A 19,557-nucleotide genomic window follows, 5' to 3' on the forward strand; every position below is an offset into this window, starting at 1 on the left:
GGCATGGGGTCAGGCATTCGGTGACGATGCATCGCGCCGCCCGCTGGGAACTTACCTAGAGGAGGCGGCCGACCTCACGCACCAAATCTCTGAACCACATGTGCGCCGCGTCCGCATTGGTACGGCCATGCCAGACCATCGTGACGTTGATTTCAGCTACCGGGAATGGAAGTGGCAGAACGCGCACTGCATGCTGTTCGGCAGACATCTTGGCGAAATTTGTAGGAATAGTTGCAATCATGTCCGAGTTCGCAACAATATAGGGAAGCACGAGAAAATTTGGTACGTTCAGCCCAATGCTGCGCTTCTCTCCGCGGCCTCGAAGTGCTTCATCTACCTTCATGTCGATTGAAGATATAGTGCTGTTGATCGAGCCGAACATGGCATGACGTGAAGCAAGATAATCCTCCATAGTCAGCTCGTCGCCGACGGTAGGATGATCCGTTCGCACTATACAGCTCAAGTGATCGCTGAAAACTGTCGATCCATAGAGGTCGCCATAATCGAACGTCGGCCAATAGCCGATGGCGATGTCAAAGATACCCTCGTCCAGCCAGCGCCGTACGCTTCCGGGATTGGGTTGATCGATGCTGATCGCGACGTGAGGGGCCGTACCACGCAACCGGGACACGACCTTGGTCACCAAGGTCGAGGCGATATAGTCGGACGCGACCAATTCGAACGAGGCATGATCGGTTGCCGGATTGAAGGACGATTTGCTTGCGATGATCGAATCGAGACTCGTCAACACATGACCGATACGTCGCGCCAGGGTGATCGCCCTCGCAGTCGGTTCCATGCCATGCGACGTCCTTACGAGGATGGGGTCCCCAAACAGGATACGAAGTCGGGCAAGCGCATTGCTCATGCCGGATTGGGTCATGTTCATCCGCTCGGCTGCTCGCGTGACGTGCCTCTCCTCAACAAGCACTTCCAAGCAGGTCAACAGATGCGGGTCGATATTCCTGGCGTTCGGCATTTAGCTGATATGTTCTTTTTACCGGATCGGTTATTTCACACATAAACAATCGAATTGCAACCTTGCGGTGGACGGACGTAGCCCGGGTCATGATCAACGGCTCGTGAATGCGGATTCCTGACGCGGGCATATTCTTCTTGTCATCGTCAAAGCCGCCGTGCGTGTACGCATCGCCGATGGTGCTCCGCAGCGGATCAGATCGTCCGGAGCCCACCCCCGCACATGCCCCGCGAGGAGGCATGGCTGGTGGGCGAGCATCGTTCAAGACGGTCCCACACCCTTTGTCTACGCCACCCGGCAGTGATAACGGAGACGCTTCGAGGATCATCATCCTGTATATGGGATAATATCATGTCGCTTTGGGATGGGATTGACGAGTTTGTGGCTGTTGCAGCCGCCGGCTCCTTCACAAAAGGTGCAGCAGCGCTCGGGCGGTCGACGACGCATGTCAGCCGCGCGATCATGCTGTTGGAGCAGCGGGTTCAGGCGCAGCTGTTCCAGCGCACCACCCGCATCGTCCGCCTGACCGACACCGGCCGCGTGTTCCTCGATCACTGCCAGCGCCTCCTTCATGATCGGGACGAGGCGATCGCGCTGATCACCAGGGGAGGCGAGCCGGAGGGAGAATTGCGCCTCACCTGCTCCACTGCAATGGGCGAGCGCTTCCTGGCGCCTTTGATGCGACGCTTCGCGCTCCAGCATCCCCGGCTGAGCGTGGTCGTCGATCTGACCAACCGCCTCGTCGATCTGGTGTCCGAGGGCTATGACATCGCGATCCGCACCGGGACGCTCGCCGATGCGCGCCTGATCCGCACGCGAATCGCGTCGCGCCAGTTCCTGACATGCGCAGCGCCGGGCTATCTCGACCGCACCGCACCTCTCGACGCGATTCAGGATCTCGATCGCCACGAGCATATCGTCGGCACGAGCACGACCTGGAAGTTCAAGCAAGGAGACCGACAGGTGCTCTACAAGCCATCGGGCCGGTTTCGCTGCAATAGCGGCCATGCGGTCGTCGACGCCTGCGTTTCGGGAATGGGCATCTGCCAGCTCCCCGAGTTCTACGTGCTCGGTCATTTGCGGACGGGCGCGCTTCGGCTGCTTCTCCACGATGTTCGGCCGGACGACGAGCCGATCTGGGCGGTCTATCCGCAGCACCGGCACCTTGCCCCCAAGATTCGGGGCGCGATCGACTATCTCCGTCGCGAGCTACCCCTGGAGATGGCCCGAACCCATGGCGAGGACGCCCTGACCAGCGGCAGTTAGAAAATGTCTGCCGTCGGGGACGCGGACCCCGTTCCCGGGTTTCGCGCGGCCTCATTCCGTATCGGTCTTAATCCCGCGCTGCCGACCCGCCTTCCCGCCACTCGAGATCCCGAAAGCCCGTCGCCTTGCTCAATATGGGAGGCGTCTGCACCGACAGAAAGGAGCACCCCGACACGGCGGATGTCGCAACACTGTGATATTCCGCCTTGTGGATCAGGATGCGGTCCCCGGCCGATACTGCATGTGGCGCGTCGTTGATGAACACGGTGGCCTCGCCACCGAGAAAGAAGAGAACGGTCTCTGAAAAATTATGCCTGTGGGTCTGTGATGACTGGCCACTTTCCATGGTAACGAGGTCCGCGCCGACAGCCTCTTCGATCGGAGTGTCCCTGGTTACCTGCTGAACATGGAATACGTCATGAAGCTCGACTTCCAGATCCCGGTCAATTCGGTTCGGCATGTTTCGCCCTTTCCGTTTGCGCCTGGATTCTCGTTGCCAGGCAGATATTGCACAGATGCGAAGCGGCTTGGATGCAGGCTTGGGAAAACCGGGCCGACAATCACGACGTGCGACTTCCCGGAATGTTCGACGTAGGTGATCTCTACCATGGCTGCTCCCTTTGGCGCTCAGGGAAACGCGACCTGAGCGATTCATCGGCGCAGGGCGCTCGCGTCAGGCTGCGCCATTGCCGTTCAGAAATGCGATCGACAGCACGTTGAAGCGACCGGCATGTTCGTGCTGCGGCCAATGTCCGCATTCGTTGAAGATCTCGAGCTGCGACCCCGCGATGTTCTCATGCATCGCCGTCGCCTCGGCCACGCCGCCGAACGGGTTGTTCGTTCCCCAGACGATGAGGGTCGGCGTGCGGATCTTGGCCAGATCTTCCGGGTGAAGCAGGTTGCGCTGCCGGACGTCCATTTCCTGCAGCGAAAGGAGGTTGGCGATGTTCCGGACGAAATCGGGCGCGTGGTAGATCGCGTGTCGGATTTCGACGAGTTCCTCGCTGACGTTCCGCTCGGGATCGAACATCAGGAGGTGAAGGCGCTTGCGCGTGAGGTCTATGTCGTCGCTCGTCACCGCCTTGGTCGTGCTTTCCTTGATCCGCTGCATGACGGCCGGATCAGCCTTGGTGCCGCCGGCCGCAATGAGTTGAATGGATCGCACCCGATCCGGATGGTTGATGGCGAGCCAGCCGCTCGTCCAGCCTCCGAGCGACTCACCCATCAGATGCGCCTGCTCGATGCCCTGCGCATCCATGTAGCGCAGAACATGCTCGCCATATTTATAGACCTCGTAAGGCTCGTTCGGCTTGTCGGTATATCCATGGCCCAGGGCGTCGATCGCGTGGATTCGATAACCGGCGCGGACATGCGGCACGATATTGCGCGAGAATGCTTCCAGATGTCCGCTGGTGCCATGCAGCGCGATGATATCCTGGCCCTCGCCGGCAATCAGCGCCCGCGTGCGCGTTCCGCCTGCGTCGACATAGTCGAGCCGGAAGCCAATGCCGGCAAGGTCGGTCCAGATCGTCATTTTTCAGTTCTCCAACTTTTCATCAGGTTCGATCACGGCCACGGCCATGCCGGTCAGCCACTCGGGCATGTCGGAATAGGCAAGCGTGCGGCCGGGTGCGTCGTTCATGGCCGCGGCCAGCATCAGCCAGGCGCGGATCTCGTTGCCGCCATTGCCTGCGGCGGCTTCAAGTTCAGGCTGGGAAAGCTCGCTCGCCAGGCTGGACAGGGTCCCCGCTTCGAGCCGTTCAAGAAAGCGTCGATCGAACGCAGGGTTTGTCCCCGGCCGCGCGGCGACGACGATCTCGCGGCGTCGAACCTCGAATTGTTTCCAGTCGTGGCGCCCTTCGCTCCATGATCGGGCGAGGAATTCCTCATCCTCGCCCACAGGCCTGCGCCAGTCGGGGAAGGGAAGACGATGCGAGAGGCCCCCGGTCGCGACGATCGCTACCCGCTTGTCCGTCCCGAGCGCAGTGATCGCATCCCGCAGTGCGTGGCCGACCGCCACTACACGGCTGAGACTGGGGAGCGGCGGGGCGAAGCAGTTCACCACGATTGGAACGATCGGGATCGGCGTGTCCTCGCCGATCACCCACTGGAAGGCGTGGCTGATGCCATGATCTATCGCGATCCGATCGGAAAAGGCGATGTCGATGCCGGCGTCGATCAGGGAGCGGCAGAGATCAAGCGCGAAGGGCCGGTCGGACGGCAGAGTTCCCGCCGGCGTGCCATGCTCGCCTGCGGATTGGATATCACCCACCCCGATCGTGAAGGCGGGCATCAAGTCCAGCCAAAAGCCCCTGAAGTGGTTGGAGCCGAGAATGACCACCACGTCCGGTTTCGCTTCGGCGAGCAGCGTGCGCGCCGTCCCCAGCGCATTCCGGAACGCATGCGCGCGCGGCAGGTGATCCACCTTCGCCCACTGGGTGTTCATGAGCGTCGTATGGGAGGCCCCGACGCCGAATATGATTTGGGCCATCCATTCTCCCCTTGAACAACTCGCCGACCGCGCGGTCCCCGAGCCGCTCCCTCCTGCCGGCCGCACGGCCCTCGAAAACGAGTCGAAGGTCATGACGATCAGCTTTCCTCACTCTACTATTATGTATACAGTATACGAGTCAATGTGGCCGCGGCGAGCATTTGGGCTGTCGCCGGATGCCAGGGCGACCGAAAGGATAGCGATGCCGGCGCAGTCGTTTGAATTCGACACGCAGACAGGGAGCGTCAGGGACGGTGGAATCCGCTATCTGATGATGCGCCCCGACGTGCTGATGGGCGTGGGGACCGCGCTCGGTTCGATTGATCAATTCGTCAACGCATTGACGGAATCGGCCTTCCAGAACGCGCGAGCCTCGTTCGAGGTCTATCGGAGGAACGGCCTGCTCGACTCCGACGGCGCCCTGCAGCGCGCGGGTGAATTCGCCGCGCGGCTGGGTTGGGGACGGTGGTCTGTCGCTTATCTCGAGAATGGCAATGTCGAGGTGATCGTGCGCCACAGCCCGTTCGCTTACGGGATCGGGCGCTGCGACCGGCCAGTTTGCGGGCCGATCGTCGGCGTGCTCCGTGCTGTCCACCTCGTGGCGCTCGGGGCGGAGGCGAGGGTGGCGGAAATCGAATGTGCCGCGCAGGGCAGCTCGACCTGCCGCTTCAGAGTGGAGCCTCAGGCCCCGGCCCGCTAGCTGACGGCGCTCAGCCGCCCCGTCCCGCAGCCGCCGTCGCAGCCGCGATGTGGCCATCGCCGTTTCGCGACGCTAACGTCGGGCTATAGCTGAGAGGAAGGGCATGCCGGAACCGATCATCAAAAAGGCCAGCTTGCGCGAGCAGGTTGTCGAAGCAGTGAAGCGCGATCTACAGGAAGGCGTCATTTCGCCGGGTGAGCGGGTGACCGAGGATGCGCTCGTCCAACGGCTGAACGTTTCACGCACGCCAATACGCGAGGCGCTCTCGCAGCTCGCGCATCTCGGCCTTCTGCAGCAGCGCACCGGCGGGGGGTATGTGGTCCCCTTCCCCACGCCCGCGGAACTTCGCGACGTCATAAAGGTGCGCAAGCTCCTCGAACCGGCAGCCGTGCGCATCGCGGCAGAGGAATTCGGGCCTGAGGAAATCGATCGGGTAACGCGCGCGATCGAACGCGAGGCGGCGGCGTGCGAAGTCAAAAGCTCCTCCAGATTCGCCGCAGCCAACGAGGAATTCCGCACCTCCATCTTCCAGCACATCTCGAACAAGGCGCTGCGAGCCGCGATCGCACAGTTCAATCCGCATCTGCATCTCATTCGCGCCGCGACGCTGTCGGATGTGGACCTTCGCAAGGATATTGTCGGGCGGCAGATCGAGGTACGCGACGCGATCCGTGCCCATGATGGAGATCGGGTCGAGCGGCTCTGGCTTTCCTATCTGACGCTAGCCGAGGACACGCTGATTCGCGCGGTGACGAATTGGCCTCCCCAGCCGGATTTCGGCCGTGTCGCGGTCTCGAAAACCAAGGTCGTCACATAGCGACAATCGAAACTTGACCCCTTCACTGTATACGGTATACATTTCTGCCATTCTCTGAGAGAGGGCAGGCGATGAACGACGTGTCCGAGCTGCTTCGGTCGAGGAAATATGATCAGGGGCGCACCTGGAGCGCGTGGCCGGCTTACGAAGCCGCAGAGTCCGGACTGCTGAACTATTGGTACCCCGCGGCCTGGGCGTCGGAGATCGGCAAAAATCCGACGCCTGTCCGGATCTGCGCAGTAAACATCATGCTGATGCGCGACGAGGAGGGTCAGGTGCGCGCGCTTCGCGATCGCTGCCCTCATCGTGGCGTGAAGCTGTCGCAGGGCATCCAGGAGTTCCCGAACACCATCAGCTGCCCGTATCACGGCTGGACCTACCGGCTCAGCGACGGCGAACTGGTCGCCGTCATCACCGATGGCCCCGACAGCCGCATCTGCGGGGCCGTCGCGGTGCAGACGTTCGCGGCCGAGGAGCGCCTCGGCCTCGTCTGGGTCTTCGTCGGCAATGCCGACACCTACCCGCTCGACAAGCAGCTTCCCGAAGAGCTGGTCGACGCCCCGCCCCATGCAGTGGGCGGCCGTATCGAAAACCGTTCGGGCAACTGGCGGTTCTACGCCGAGAACGGGTTCGACGAGGGGCATGCGAAATATCTTCACCGCACATCGCTGTGGCGCACGTTCAAGATGATGCCGACGTGGAACAAGATCCACATCGAGAAACTGGGGCGCTGGCTCTACCGCGTCGAAGACGAACGCTATTGGGAAGCCGAGTTCCCCGGCGTCGGCAAATGGTCAAATGATCGCTGGTGGAAAATCAAGCCGAAGCAGCACCAGGGCAGGATGCTGGGCAACACGGGCGGATCGGTGCGTAACGATCCCTATATCGCGGGTCTCGACCTGCCGGGCTTCGCCTCGCTGTCACTGCCGGGCGTCCTCCGAATCGCCTATCCGCAGTTCATTCACTACGAATTCTATGTACCGATCGACTCCGGGCATACGAAATATGTCGGCGTCATGGTGCAGTTCAAATCGGGTCTGGCGAAGGCCAAGTTCTACCTCAAATATCTGCTGGGCATCCGCTGGCTTTTCCACGGCCAGTTCTCGGGCCAGGATCATTGGATGGTGGAGCAGACCGACGCGCCGCCCGAGCGGCTGTACCGGCCGGACGTGTCGCTGATCGAGTGGCGCAGGCTGTTCGACGGTCGTCACGCGATCACGGGCGAGCCGACTGCCGGGGCTGGCCATCCTTCCGGCGCAACCGCCACAGCCTCCACCAATTGAGGGAACAATCATGATGAACCTGGACCCGGGCCCAGCGCCCGAAGGGCGGAAGCTGTCCGTCGCCGGCCGTGAGTTCCACCTCATCGAAATGGGCGAAGGAGCACCCCTTTTTCTGCTCCATGGCGGCGGCCCCGGCTGCACCGCCTGGTCCGATTTCGGCGTCGTAGCGCGCATGTTCGCCAGAAATCGGCGCTGCATCATGCCGGACCTTCTTCAATATGGCCGATCGGACAAGCAGGTCATCCAAGGGCCGATGTGGACCTACCATGCCGGAATGATGGTCGGGCTCATGGACGCGCTCGGAGTCGAGCGTGCGGACTTCGTCTGCAACAGCTGGGGCGGCACGATCGCGCTCTGCCTTGCGGCGCACTATCCGGACCGCGTGCGCTCGCTGGTGATCACGGGATCCATGCCTGTTTTCTACGGACCCCTCGCGCCCTTGCCCGAGGAGGGGCGGCGGGGACGCAACGCTCGCGACGTCTATTATGGCGGCGAAGGACCGACGCTTGAGAAGATGCGTGCCTTGATGGCGCGTCTCGAATGGCATGATGCGTCGCGCATCCCCGAGACGACCGTCCGCATGCGCTACGAGCAGAGCCTCGACGAAGGTGAGATGGCGCTCGCCGCGCGCACGGACGGCCCGCGTGGCGATTGGCAGGACCTGACCAACGAACTTGCCAAGGTGGCATGCCCGACGCTGTTCTGCTGGGGATTGCAGGATGCGTTCCTGACCCCTGACTATCCGATGATGTTGACCCGGATGGTGCAGCGCGGGCAGCTGCACATACTCGACGCCGCGTCGCATCATCTCCAGGAGGAGCGCCCGGTCCACTATCATCAGATCGTGCAGTCCTTCCTCGATCAGCCGGAGGACGCCCGATGAAGATGCTGAAGCGTTGGTTCGTCCGCCTGCTGACCCGGACCACTGGGACGTGGATCGGCTCGCCTTCCCGGCGGCGGTGATGCTTACGCCGCGGCAGCAGAATGCCTATCACCGGGCTCGCACCCTCATCACCGGCGACAGGCTGGCCGAAGCCGCATCGATGCTGGTCGACATGGCATCTCCGACGGGTGCTGAAGGACCGCTGGCCCGCGCAGTCGTCGACCGGCTGACGGGCCTGGGCATCGATGCGCAGGAGCAGGCGCTGGATGCTCGCCAATCCAACGCCTTTGCCATCTTGCGCGGGACAGGTGCCCGGGCATCGCTGATGCTGTACGCGCCAACCGACACCGTCACGTCGAACAGTGCCGATGAGGATACGCCCTGGGCCGCGGCGGAGCTGCTCCCGGAGATGCGCGCGGAGGCTGTCGTCGCCGACGGCCTGATCTCGGGCCTCGGGGCGCACAACCCCAAGGGTCACGCCGCCTGCGCCATGGTCGCGTTCGAGGCTTTGGCGGAGAGCGACGTTGTGCCGAGCGGAGATCTGATGCTCGGGCTGGGCGCGGGTGGCATGCCGACCGACGCGCGGCCCGGCATGCGCCCGGACAGTGGACATGGCGTCGGCTGCGCGCACATGCTGCGGCAGGGACCGAAGCCGGATTATGCCGTAATCGCCAAATCGGGCTGGTCGGTGTCGTGGGAGGAGGTCGGACTCGCCTGGTATGAGGTTAACGTCGCGGGCGCCCACAGCTATGTCGGCAGCCGTCACCTCCTGCCCTATTCCAATGCCATCGCGAATGCCGGCAAGGTCGTCGCCGATCTGGAGGAGTGGTTCCCCATCTGGACGGAAACGCATCGCTCCGGCCTGGTCGCTCCCCAAGGGGTGGTGTCTTTCATCGAGAGCGGTTGGCGACGGATGACCGCGTTCACGCCGGCGGCCTGCCGAATCCGTTTCGACCTGCGCCTCAGCCCTCGGACATCGGCTGAAGAAGCGGACCGCGCAGTCGACATGCAATTGCAGACCATCGCGGCGCGCCACGGGCTGGATCTGTCATGGCGGCGACTCGTCACGATCCCGGGGACCACCACCGCGCCGGACAACCTCATCATCCGCACCGCGATCGAGGCGTGGGAGCATATCGAGGGCCGCGCCCATCAGCCCGCGCCGGGCATGTCCGGCGCGACCGACGCGAACATCCTGCGCGCGCACGGCGTACCGACCGCGAGAATCGGCCTGCCAAAGGTGCGCCGCCCGGACATCGATTTCCAGCGGGGCATGAACATGGCGTCGCTGGACGACATGGAGCGGCTAACCCGCCATCTGCTCTACGTCGCAGTCGCCATCTGTTGCGACTGACGCGAACCCGATCGAACGAAGGGCTCTGATCACCCCCTCGGGGTCTGGCCTCAGCCGACATGTCATCTCGCAGCGGCTTAAAAAGGATCACTGGACGATGGCCACAAAGTCCCCCCAATCCGTTCCCTCAGTAACGCTGCCGCCCGGGCTGCGTCGCCCGACATGCGCTGACCAGCGCCCTCGGGAGCAGCGCCGCTCGACCATTACGTTCAGTTGGCGGTCTTCTTCTGTTCAGGCCAGCAATTTGAGCGGCGACTGGATCAATAGGCGCATCCCGATAAGCAGCCCCGACGCAGCGATCTCCGCCTGACGGAACGAAATCCGTTTACGGCACGTTGAGGATCGAACCCGCCAAGGAAAGCGCTGCCGAGCCGTGGACGCCGTCAAGGTCTGGACGCCCTATTGCGGAGCCGCCCCGGCTCCGGCCGAACTCCTCGCGCGTTGGAACCTCGACCCTGTGCTGCTGGCGGCGCTTGTCGCGGCCACGCTCGCAGGCGGCTTCGCATTGCGGCCATATCCCGCCCGCCGGAGAGCGTTCCTTGCCGCAATGGCGCTTCTGGCGGTGCTGTTCATATCACCCTTCTGCGCGCTGACATCGGCCCTGTTCTCGGCGCGGGTCGTCCATCATGTGCTGCTGACCGCCTGTGCTGCGCCGCTTCTGGCCGCCGCCATCGGCACGGACAGACATCGCCTTCCTGGCGGGCTTGCGGCCTGGACCGCGCTTCATGGGCTGATCTTCTGGCTGTGGCATGCGCCCCCCGCCTATGCGTGGGCCTTGTCGAGCGATGCCGCCTATTGGCTGATGCAGGCTTCGCTGCTTGCAAGCGCGGCCGGGCTCTGGACGGCCCTGCGAACGGCCCCCGCCCTGGCCGGTGTCGGTGCGCTGCTCGCGACCATGGTCCAGATGGGTGTGCTGGGCGCGCTGATCACCTTCAGCGGCCGCGCGCTTTACGCGCCGCACCTGCTGGGGCCGCAAGACTGGGGCTATTCCCCGCTGGAGGACCAGCAACTCGCCGGGCTGATCATGTGGGCGCCCGGCGCGGCGATCTATCTGGCGGCGGCGCTCGTCCTTCTCGGCCTCTGGCTGCGCGACGAAAGCGCACGGCCACAGCCCGGCTGATGCTGAAGCAGATCAGGGCATGGGCGCGAAGCCACACCGAGCGCGACCGCTATTCACCCGTCGGCATCGCGTTCCACTGGGTGATGGCGTTTCTCGTCCTCTTCCAGCTGGGCTGGGGCTGGTACGCCAGCCGCATGCCGGTGGGCGGCGACAAGCTCCATGCCTATGAAGTCCACAGCGCGGCGGGCCTCCCGGTGCTGCTGCTGGCGATCGGGCGCGTGGCCTGGCGGCTGATCATTCCCGGCCCGGTGAACGATGCGGACCGGCAGGGGCTGCAGACCGACGCCGCCTATGCGATCCATTATCTGTTCTACGCCTGTTTCTTCGGCCTTCCGATCAGCGGATGGGTGATGTGGTCTTCGATCGCAGCGCCGGGGCCGCTCTATCTCGCCGGTGTCATACCCTGGCCGCGCCTGCCGCTGGAGGAACTGCCTGTCATGACCCGCTGGGTTCTGATGGATGCGGCGGAAGATGTTCACCATATCCTAGTCTATCTGCTGCTGCTGGCGGTCCCGCTTCATGTGGTGGCGGCGCTGAAGCACCATTTCTGGGATCATCACGACGTTCTGCGAGGGATGCTTCCCGAGATTCCGGACGCTGAGGACCCCCGCGCAGGCTTGCGGCATAAGCCGCGACCCGGTCAATCTCCCGAGCGCTCAGCCGCAGACTGATGACGGTCATGACATTTCCGGGATCGTTGCGGCGCTCCCCTCGCCGCCAGGCGCTGAGCTGGGCCGCAAGATAAGCGGCAGGCTGCCCGGCCAGCGCCGGATTGGCCGGGCCGACGCCCTCTCCCTCCACGCCATGACAATCGGCGCAGGGCAACAGCCCGCGTGACGGATCGCCCTTCACATAGATCGGAGGGGCGGCGCGTGCGGTTTCAGTAGCAAGCGGGTCGAACGGCATCTCACTGTAATAGGCGGAGACGGCCATTCGGTCGGCCGCCGACAGGCGTCTTGAGATCGCCTCCATCTCCGGATGCAAGCGCAGTCCGGCTGCATAGCCTTCAAGCTGGCGCGTCATATAGCCCATGTCCAGTCCGGCGAGACGCGGCGCACCCGCGCCATTGCCTTCCCCTTCCAGCCCATGACAGGTGAAGCAGGCGTTGGGCGCGCCCGCGTCGCCGCCGCTCACAGCGATGAGATCGCCGGTGCGCTTGAACCGCTCCATCGAGGTCGGATCGGCCGCGCCGCACCCGGCAAGCAGCGCCAACCATGCAAGGGCGCAAACGGAGGGGGATGGCCGCGGACAAGTCGTCACGGGTCGGGAACTTCCACCCTTCCAAGTTGGTTCCCTGTGGAGGTTTCCTCCGTTCCCGGTCCCGATGCGCAAAAAGGTTCAGCTTGTCCGGCATGTCCCGCTTCTGCTTTCAGCCCTATTGGCCGCCTGCAAACCGCTCCCCGATGACCGCCATCACATGCCGGGCGCGAGCGCCGAGCGCGGGCGCGAAGCGATCGAGCGCGTGGGCTGCGGGAGCTGCCACGTGATCCCCGGAATCCGCTGGCCGAAAGGCCGGGTAGGTCCGACGCTTGGCGGATTGCCGCGGCAGGCGCTGATCGCGGGAAAACTCCCCAACCGACCGGACGAGCTTGCCCGCTTCGTCCGTGACGCGCCGTCGCTAGTCCCCGGAATCAACATGCCCGCCATGCCGCTCAGCAGCGAAGAGGCCCGCGACATAGCGGCATATCTCTATCAGATGGACGCGCGCTGATGCTGGAGGGGTGGCCGCCGCCGATATTCGATCCCGCAGGCCCGTTCGCCGGGTCCATCACCACGCTTGCCTGGGTATTGCTGGCAATGGCGGCCGCGGTGTTTGCGGTGGTCATGGCCGCGCTGTGGATCGCGCTTTTCGGCAACGACCGGCTGAAGGCCAGGCTGGGCGGCGACTGGGTGATCTGGGCGGGCGGTATCGCCTTTCCCGTGGTGGTGCTGAGCCTGCTGCTCTTTTACGGCCTGTCGCTCACCCGCAATCTTTCCGTTGCCCCGGGCGCAGACGAGATGCGGGTTCGCGTCACGGGCGAGATGTGGTGGTGGCGCGTCGCCTATCTCGACGAGAATGGCGGCGAGGTGGTGCTCGACGCCAATGAACTCCACATCCCGGTCGGCGAGCCTGTCGCGCTTGAGCTGGAATCGAACGATGTCATCCACAGCTTCTGGGTGCCGCGCCTGTCGGGCAAGCTGGACATGGTGCCCGGCAGACGCAACGTCATGCGCATCCAGGCGGACAAGCCCGGCGTCTATGGCGGGCAATGCGCCGAATATTGCGGCGGCCCCCATGCACTGATGGGATTTGTCGTCGTCGCGCATCGGCCACGGGATTTCGCCGCGCTGATACAGGCGTGGCAAAGCCCCCCGGCCCCGGCGCAATCGGCCGGGACTGCCCGTGGCGAGCGTCTTTTCTTCAGCGCCGGCTGCGCCGCCTGCCACCGCATAGAAGGCACCAGGGCAAATGGCCTGGCCGGTCCCGACCTCACCCATGTCGGCTCAAGGCGGACGCTAGGCGCGGGAATCCTGCCCAACAACCGGGGAACGATGATGGGCTGGATCGGCGATGCCCAAGCGATCAAGCCCGGCAACCGCATGCCGCCCTATCACGCGCTTTCGGGCGACGATCTGAAGGCGCTCGCGATCTTCCTCGAGATGCAGAAATGACATCGGAGACGGGGTTCGACCCGAAGCTCTACGAGCGTTTCCCCACCGCCGAGGACCGCCCGCCCGATGAACTGGAAAAGCTGGAGGAGATCTGGAAAGCGCCGCGCGGGTGGGCGCGGCTCACCGTCGTCAACAACAACTATATCGGCGTCTATTATGTAGCGGCGGCCTTTCTGTTCTTCGTGCTGGCGGGCGGTCTCGCGGTCATCATGCGCACCCAGCTTGCGCTGCCGCTCAACGGCGTTCTGTCGCAGGAGACCTACAACCAGTTCTTCACCATGCACGGCACGATGATGATGTTCCTCTTCGCCGTGCCCGCGGTGGAGGCGCTTGGCGTGCTGCTTCTCCCGCAGATGCTGGCGGCGCGCGACCTGCCCTTCCCCCGGCTTTCCGCCTATGCCTTCTGGGCCTATCTGGTGGGCGGGCTGGCCTTCTTCGCCTCGCTGTTCTTCGGACTTGCGCCCGACGGCGGGTGGTTCATGTACCCGCCGCTTACCAGCCGCATCTATTCACCCGGGATCAACGCCGATTTCTGGCTGCTCGGCATCGGCTTCATCGAGATTTCGGCGATCGCGGGCGCGATCGAGATCGTGGTCGGCGTGCTGCGCACCCGCGCGCCCGGCATGACGCTGGACAAGATGCCGATCTTCGCATGGGCGATGCTGGTGTTCGCGGTGATGATCATCATCGCCTTTCCGGCGGTGATCCTCGGCACGCTCCTTCTGGAGATGGAGCGGGCGCTCAACTGGCCCTTCTTCGATCCGACGCGCGGTGGCGACCCGCTGCTGTGGCAGCACCTCTTCTGGTTCTTCGGCCATCCGGAGGTCTACATCATCTTCCTGCCCGCAGCGGGGCTGACGTCGATGATGGTGTCCGCATTGTCGCGCACGCCGCTGGTGGGCTATCAGCTTATCGTGCTCGCGCTGGTGGCGACCGGCTTCATCAGCTTCGGCGTGTGGGCGCACCACATGTTCGCCACCGGAATGCCGATGCTGTCGGTCAGCTTCTTCTCGGCTGCGTCCATGGCGGTGAGCGTGCCCGCAGGCGTGCAGGTGTTCTCGTGGATCGCAACGCTTGCGAGCGGCAAGCCTGGCTACAACACCCCCACGCTGTTCGTGGTGGGCGGCCTTGTGACCTTCGTCATGGGCGGGCTTACCGGCGTGATGGTGGCGCTCGTCCCCTTCGACTGGCAGGTGCACGACACCCACTTCATCGTCGCCCATCTCCATTATGTGCTGATCGGCGGCATGGTGTTTCCGCTGTTCGCCGCCTTCTATTACTGGACGCCGATGACCAGCAGCAAACCGCTGTCGGAACGGATCGGCAAATGGGTGTTCTGGCTGATGTTCGCCGGAATGCACGTGACATTCCTTCCCATGCACCTCACAGGCTTCATGGGCATGCCGCGACGGGTCTATACCTATCTGCCCGGCATGGACCTGGAGATCACCAACCTCATCTCCACCGCCGGATCATATATGATCGGCGCAGGCGTGCTTTTGTTCCTGATGGACCTTGCGCTCAACTTCCGCTTCACCGTCGATAACGACGCCGGCAACGTCTATGGCGGCGGAACTCTGGAATGGCTGCCGACGGGCCTTTATTCCACGCGCAGCATCCCGGTCGTCAAAAGCCGCGATCCGTTGTGGGACGATCCCGACATCGGCCGCAACGTGGAGCAGGGCCGCTACTTCCTTCCCGGCGCGCCCACCGGCCACCGCGAGACGATCATCACCAGCCCGATCCGGGCGGAACCCCAATATCTGCAGATCATGCCCGGCCCTTCGGTATGGCCGCTGCTGGCGGCGATCTTCACGGCGGGTTTCTTCCTCCTGCTGACGATCCAGTCCTATCGTCCGGGGCTTGTGAGCGGCGTGATCGCCATATTGTGCGTCTTGCGCTGGCTGTGGGAAACGGACCGGCCGGTCGCGGTCCAATCCGCCGATGCAGGTGCGGGTATCGAACTTCCCACCTATGTCACCGGCCCGCGCACCCATGGGTGGTGGGCGATGGTCATATTGCTGATCGTCATCGGGATGATCTTCCTGATGACGATATTCAGCTATCTCTACCTCTATGGCATCCACCCGCAATTCTGGACCGCCCCGCCCGACATCGGCTGGCTGTTCCCCATTGTCGGGGCGCATGTCGCCGCCTTCGCCCTTGCGCTTTTCGGAAGGGCGCTGCTCGCGCGCGAAACGAGCACGCACTGGTCGCCGGTGGCGTCGGTGCTCTATGCGGCAGGCGCGTTGGTCGCGGCTTTTGTTCTGGACCTCCAGACCTGGCGCGGTGCGGGCATGACGGGCGAAGTGAGCGGGCAAGGCGCTGTCGTCCACGCCTTCCTGTCGCTGCAGGGCATGATTACCGGCGTGGCGGTGCTGATGACCGGCTATCTCGCGGCCCGCAACAGCCGCGCCCTGGTGACCAGGCCCCGCAACAACAGCATGGACCTGACCGTCATCTTCATCTGCTACACGGCCGGGCAGGGGATAGTGTCAGCCCTGCTCACCCGGCTGTTTCCGGGAGCGATCTAGATGCGGGCCTGGGCGTTCCTGCTGGGGGGGATGATCGTCTGGACGATCCATTTCTTCGCGCTCTACATTGTCGTGAGCATATTTCTCACCTCGACGCTGACACGGGTGCTGGTGCTGGCGATCACCCTCGCCTGTCTGGCGGCGGCGGGATATATTCTTCTGCGCGCGACGAAGGAATGGGCCGGTTCGACCGATGCGCCCGGCAAATGGGGCCATGGCCTTGCCGCCCTTTTCGCGGCGCTGGCGCTGATCGCCATCGTCTGGCAGGGCCTGCCCGCCTTGATGATCTGATCAGCCGGAAAAGCGGGACAGGATGGCAAGCCCGATGACGAAGGTCGCCGGTGCCGCCAACAGCAGCATCATGTTGAAAATGTTGGTGCCGAAGATGCCGGCGAATCCCCAAATCGGCAGGGATTGCAGCATGGCCGCTGCGCTAAAGTGCCTTTACCTCGGCGGGGCTGAGCTTTCGGATCATTCGGATCGGGCATTTCCGTGGGCCGGTTACCGACGGCACGATCAGATTGACGTCGAGGCCGCGGCAGATCGTGCCGACACCGACGGGTTCAAGCGCAAGCTGCTCGGTGAAATCCAGATCCGGGCAATAGCCGAATGTTTCAAACAGATAGCGGTCGTTGACCCCGGTATGGATCAGCACCCGTTCGTTGTCCGCCCTGCTGAAGCCATTTACCTGCGACGGGAAGAAGCAGTCCTTGCCGGTCTCCGCACCTGCCGTGGTGGGGCCTTCGCCCGCGCAACCGGCAAGCGAAGCCGCGCAAATGCCGGCCAACAGGCAATGAAGTGCTGATTTTATCATCGGGGCCACCCGCCTGCATCTGCCCGCTCCGTAAGTTAACAGACCGCAGCTGTAATCGTTCCGCACGAACCTTCCGGCGTGTTCGGTCGTTGCAACCACGGGCTTTCCTCGAAGGCTTGAACCTGATCAGACTGAACGGACGGGGAATGAGCATGTCGTACAAGCGCTTCGCGGCGATGATCGCCACCTCGACCGTGGTCATGTTCCTTCTGATGTATCTGAATACATATGCGCTGGAACACGTCTTCTTCAGCGAAACCCGCCTCTACATGGCCGTTCTGATGGGAGCCGCCATGGCTGTCATCATGCTTGGTTTCATGTTCGCGATGTATCCGAGCAAGCGCGCGAACGCAGGCATCTTCGCCGGAAGCGTGCTTGTTTTCTTCCTCGCGCTGTTTCTGGTCCGAAGCCAGGCGACGGTCGATCAGGTCAGCTACATGCGGGCGATGATCCCCCATCATTCCATCGCGATCATGACCAGCGAGCGCGCCCGGATCACCGATCCAAGGGTGCGCAAGCTGGCGGACGAGATCATCGAGGCGCAACGGCGCGAGATCGCCGAGATGAAATATCTGATTGCCCATGCCGACACACTGGCGAAGGCTCCTGAAACGGCCGGAGCCGGACAGCAGGGACGTTGACGGCAGATGGGCAATGAACACCGGATTTTCATAGAACGCCTGCTGATCACAGCGGCATTTGTCCTGCTGCTGCTCGTCTTCTGGGCGCTGCGCAGCCTGCTGATCCTTGCCTTCGGCGCAATCGTAATCGCGGTTCTGATTCGCGCGCTCGCCGCGCCGATCAGGCGGGTAACGGGGCTAGGCAACAGGGGGTCGGCGTTCCTGGCCATATTGGTGATCGCGATCGTCATATGGCTGACCGGCTGGCTGTTCGGAAGGCAGATCGGCAACCAGTTCGAACGGCTGGGCGAGGCGGTTCCCGCCGCCTGGACCAATCTGAAGACGCAGATCCGCACCCTGCCCCTCGGCGCCGATCTGCTCCGCTCCCTCTCCCGCATGTCCGCCGACAACAGCAACATTCTGGAGCGGCTTGGCAGCCTGCTGGTCCTGCTCAGCACCGTGGCGACCAATCTGGTGGTCGTTCTCTTCGGGGCGGTGTTCCTCGCTGTTCAGCCCGGACTTTACCGGAACGGGCTGTTGATGCTTATCCCGAAGAGCCGGCGGGAACTGGGCGGTCAGGCGCTGGACGACAGCGGCCGGGCGTTGAAGCTGTGGCTGGTGGGGCAGGTGATCTCCATGTTGATCGTCGGCGTGCTGACCGGCGTCGGCCTGTGGCTTGCCGGAGTGCCCTCCCCGCTGGCGCTGGGCCTGCTGGCAGGCCTTGCCGATATCGTGCCTTACGCCGGACCTGTCGCCGCCGCCGTTCCCGGCCTGCTGCTGGCGCTGCTCCAAGGCCCGGAGACGGCATTCTGGGCGCTGGTCGTCTACATCATCGTGCAGCAGATCGAAGGAAACCTCATCCTGCCGGTGGTGCAGCGGCACATGGTGACGCTGCCGCCCGCGCTCACCATCTTTTCCATCATCGCCGCCGGCCTGCTTTTCGGCGTGATGGGCGTGATCTTCGCTGCGCCGCTGCTGGTGGTGATCTATGTTCTGGTCAAGCGCCTCTATGTGCGGGAAGCGCTTCACACCGACACGACGATCCCCGGTGAGGACGATGGAGCGGCGACGCTTCCCCGCGATCAGACGGAACCGTCTTCCCCGACCCGCCGTTAATCCCCCGTGGTTCATTTTGATGGTGGAGAGGTCATGACATTGTCGAGCGGCAGCCGGATCGCCCTGTGCGGAGCAGCAGTTCTGGCTTTGGCGGCGTGCGACCCTGCAGGAGACGATGCAACTCGCGGCACCGGCCCCGGAGACGAGGCAGGCCCCACCAGCAACGCGGCCGCCATGGCGGGGAATGTCAGCATACCTACGCCACCCGATGCGCGCGCGGACGACAGCCCCGCATCCTATATACTGGCCGCCGGACGCAGCGATCTGTACGAAATCGAAGCGAGCGAACTGGCGGTGGACCGCTCAGATTCCCCCGCTGTTCGTGCTTTCGCCCACAAGATGATCGCGGATCACACCATGACCAGCCAGCGGCTGAAGGAAGCGATCGGGCAAGCAGGGCTCAACCAGGTGCCGCCAAGCGCGCTCGACACGGCGCGCAAGGGAATGCTGACCGATCTCACCAACGCACAGGACGATCAGTTCGACGCCGCATATCTGAGCCAGCAGATCGCTGCCCATGAGGACGCCCTCGCGCTTCATTCCAGCTATGCCGAGGCTGGCGACCAGCCCGCGCTGCGCGCCTTTGCGGCGGAAACCGCGCCCAAAATCCGGGAACATCTGAAGATGGTGCGCGACCTTCGCACCAAATAGGAGGCGTTCATGCCTGCAAAAGACCAGAATCTGTCGACCCGGCATCAACTGCCCGGCGACGCGGGCCGGCCCGGTGACACGCTGGACCGGGGACGGAAAGACAGGGGAAAGCGCGCGCCCGAGACCGGCAGCGGTGAGGTTCGCGGCAGCGGCGCACCGGACGCCGACCTGGGCAGCGACCCCCAAGGCGGGAACAGCGGCGGCGTCAATCCTTCCGGCGAAGCGAAAACCCGCTCACGTCGGCACAAATCCGACGGGGCATCTGCCTGAAACTCCT

Annotated in this window: 23 protein-coding genes and 1 pseudogene; 16 read left to right on the top strand and 8 right to left on the bottom strand. The window is 63.7% G+C overall.

The genetic code is table 11. From position 1 onward, the window contains the following. Positions 1–55 precede the first annotated feature (55 nt). Together BSL82_RS11315 and BSL82_RS21050 are read right to left on the bottom strand one after the other, a co-directional pair. Positions 56–931, bottom strand: coding sequence for a LysR family transcriptional regulator (locus BSL82_RS11315; RefSeq protein WP_237267755.1), 876 nt, complete (start codon positions 929–931; stop codon positions 56–58). Further along, positions 921–1,310 (bottom strand): hypothetical protein, encoded by a 390-nt coding sequence (locus tag BSL82_RS21050; RefSeq protein WP_226998720.1) that lies wholly within the window; start codon positions 1,308–1,310, stop codon positions 921–923. The genes BSL82_RS11315 and BSL82_RS21050 overlap by 11 nt, the downstream gene beginning before the upstream one ends. Positions 1,311–1,330: 20 nt before the next feature. Between BSL82_RS21050 and BSL82_RS11320 the strand changes: the two genes are divergently transcribed. Next, the gene (locus tag BSL82_RS11320; protein WP_072597622.1) at positions 1,331–2,245 is read left to right on the top strand and encodes a LysR substrate-binding domain-containing protein; all 915 of its coding nucleotides are present in this window, start codon (positions 1,331–1,333) and stop codon (positions 2,243–2,245) included. Between the two features lie 67 nt (positions 2,246–2,312). Here BSL82_RS11320 and BSL82_RS11325 read toward each other — a convergent pair whose 3' ends face one another. The 3 genes from BSL82_RS11325 to BSL82_RS11335 form a co-directional block, all read right to left on the bottom strand. Beyond that, positions 2,313–2,705, bottom strand: coding sequence for a cupin domain-containing protein (locus BSL82_RS11325; RefSeq protein ID WP_072597623.1), 393 nt, complete (start codon positions 2,703–2,705; stop codon positions 2,313–2,315). A gap of 213 nt (positions 2,706–2,918) precedes the next feature. Further along, positions 2,919–3,779: an alpha/beta fold hydrolase gene (locus BSL82_RS11330; protein ID WP_072597624.1), complete on the bottom strand. Its 861-nt coding sequence runs from the start codon at positions 3,777–3,779 to the stop codon at positions 2,919–2,921. Between the two features lie 3 nt (positions 3,780–3,782). After that, positions 3,783–4,736, bottom strand: a complete 954-nt coding sequence (locus tag BSL82_RS11335) for a DODA-type extradiol aromatic ring-opening family dioxygenase (protein WP_072597625.1) — start codon at positions 4,734–4,736, stop codon at positions 3,783–3,785. A 202-nt stretch (positions 4,737–4,938) separates the two neighbouring features. Here BSL82_RS11335 and BSL82_RS11340 point away from each other — a divergent pair, with 202 nt between their 5' ends. From BSL82_RS11340 to BSL82_RS21055, 7 genes are all read left to right on the top strand, one after another. Beyond that, positions 4,939–5,436, top strand: a complete 498-nt coding sequence (locus tag BSL82_RS11340) for a V4R domain-containing protein (RefSeq protein ID WP_072597626.1) — start codon at positions 4,939–4,941, stop codon at positions 5,434–5,436. Between the two features lie 103 nt (positions 5,437–5,539). After that, positions 5,540–6,253: a GntR family transcriptional regulator gene (locus BSL82_RS11345; RefSeq protein WP_072597627.1), complete on the top strand. Its 714-nt coding sequence runs from the start codon at positions 5,540–5,542 to the stop codon at positions 6,251–6,253. A 71-nt stretch (positions 6,254–6,324) separates the two neighbouring features. Next, positions 6,325–7,536: a Rieske 2Fe-2S domain-containing protein gene (locus BSL82_RS11350; RefSeq protein WP_072597628.1), complete on the top strand. Its 1,212-nt coding sequence runs from the start codon at positions 6,325–6,327 to the stop codon at positions 7,534–7,536. A 10-nt stretch (positions 7,537–7,546) separates the two neighbouring features. Beyond that, complete coding sequence (locus tag BSL82_RS11355) at positions 7,547–8,419, top strand: alpha/beta fold hydrolase (protein ID WP_083579170.1); 873 nt, start codon at positions 7,547–7,549, stop codon at positions 8,417–8,419. Between the two features lie 49 nt (positions 8,420–8,468). Next, the gene (locus BSL82_RS11360; RefSeq protein ID WP_158010846.1) at positions 8,469–9,773 is read left to right on the top strand and encodes a zinc-binding metallopeptidase family protein; all 1,305 of its coding nucleotides are present in this window, start codon (positions 8,469–8,471) and stop codon (positions 9,771–9,773) included. 373 nt (positions 9,774–10,146) lie between these two features. Then, positions 10,147–10,893: a cytochrome c oxidase assembly protein gene (locus tag BSL82_RS11365; protein ID WP_072597629.1), complete on the top strand. Its 747-nt coding sequence runs from the start codon at positions 10,147–10,149 to the stop codon at positions 10,891–10,893. Then, positions 10,893–11,564, top strand: coding sequence for a cytochrome b (locus BSL82_RS21055; protein WP_072597630.1), 672 nt, complete (start codon positions 10,893–10,895; stop codon positions 11,562–11,564). Before BSL82_RS11365 ends, BSL82_RS21055 begins: the two co-directional genes overlap by 1 nt. 4 nt (positions 11,565–11,568) lie before the next feature. Here BSL82_RS21055 and BSL82_RS21795 read toward each other — a convergent pair. Further along, positions 11,569–12,063 (bottom strand): annotated as a pseudogene (locus BSL82_RS21795) (c-type cytochrome); the annotation flags it as partial. A gap of 154 nt (positions 12,064–12,217) precedes the next feature. Here BSL82_RS21795 and BSL82_RS11380 point away from each other — a divergent pair. Genes BSL82_RS11380 through BSL82_RS11395 form a run of 4 tightly spaced genes read left to right on the top strand, consistent with a single transcriptional unit; the run spans position 12,218 to position 16,370 of the window. Next, positions 12,218–12,604, top strand: coding sequence for a c-type cytochrome (locus BSL82_RS11380; RefSeq protein ID WP_072597632.1), 387 nt, complete (start codon positions 12,218–12,220; stop codon positions 12,602–12,604). Continuing rightward, entirely contained in the window at positions 12,604–13,545 is a 942-nt protein-coding gene (gene coxB, locus BSL82_RS11385; protein ID WP_072597633.1) for a cytochrome c oxidase subunit II, read from the top strand. The genes BSL82_RS11380 and coxB overlap by 1 nt, the downstream gene beginning before the upstream one ends. Then, on the top strand, positions 13,542–16,079 hold the full coding sequence (locus BSL82_RS11390; protein WP_072597634.1) for a cbb3-type cytochrome c oxidase subunit I: 2,538 nt from the start codon (positions 13,542–13,544) through the stop codon (positions 16,077–16,079). The genes coxB and BSL82_RS11390 overlap by 4 nt, the downstream gene beginning before the upstream one ends. Continuing rightward, positions 16,080–16,370, top strand: coding sequence for a hypothetical protein (locus tag BSL82_RS11395; RefSeq protein WP_072597635.1), 291 nt, complete (start codon positions 16,080–16,082; stop codon positions 16,368–16,370). Here the strand turns inward: BSL82_RS11395 and BSL82_RS21560 are convergent, their stop codons facing one another. Continuing rightward, entirely contained in the window at positions 16,371–16,502 is a 132-nt protein-coding gene (locus tag BSL82_RS21560; protein ID WP_257786774.1) for a hypothetical protein, read from the bottom strand. 10 nt (positions 16,503–16,512) lie between these two features. Beyond that, positions 16,513–16,893 carry a DUF6491 family protein gene (locus BSL82_RS11400; RefSeq protein ID WP_072597636.1) on the bottom strand — a complete coding sequence of 127 codons (381 nt, stop codon included), beginning with the start codon at positions 16,891–16,893 and terminating at the stop codon, positions 16,513–16,515. A 152-nt stretch (positions 16,894–17,045) separates the two neighbouring features. Between BSL82_RS11400 and BSL82_RS11405 the strand changes: the two genes are divergently transcribed. The 4 genes from BSL82_RS11405 to BSL82_RS11420 are packed head-to-tail and all read left to right on the top strand — an operon-like array spanning position 17,046 to position 19,550. After that, positions 17,046–17,534, top strand: coding sequence for a DUF305 domain-containing protein (locus BSL82_RS11405; protein WP_083579171.1), 489 nt, complete (start codon positions 17,046–17,048; stop codon positions 17,532–17,534). A gap of 6 nt (positions 17,535–17,540) precedes the next feature. Then, positions 17,541–18,629, top strand: a complete 1,089-nt coding sequence (locus tag BSL82_RS11410) for an AI-2E family transporter (RefSeq protein WP_072597637.1) — start codon at positions 17,541–17,543, stop codon at positions 18,627–18,629. Between the two features lie 33 nt (positions 18,630–18,662). Continuing rightward, positions 18,663–19,280, top strand: a complete 618-nt coding sequence (locus BSL82_RS11415) for a DUF4142 domain-containing protein (protein ID WP_072597638.1) — start codon at positions 18,663–18,665, stop codon at positions 19,278–19,280. Between the two features lie 9 nt (positions 19,281–19,289). Continuing rightward, positions 19,290–19,550, top strand: coding sequence for a hypothetical protein (locus BSL82_RS11420; RefSeq protein ID WP_072597639.1), 261 nt, complete (start codon positions 19,290–19,292; stop codon positions 19,548–19,550). The last annotated feature ends 7 nt before the right edge of the window (positions 19,551–19,557 follow it).

Origin of the sequence: Tardibacter chloracetimidivorans (assembly GCF_001890385.1) — a bacterium.
GTDB lineage: Bacteria > Pseudomonadota > Alphaproteobacteria > Sphingomonadales > Sphingomonadaceae > Tardibacter > Tardibacter chloracetimidivorans.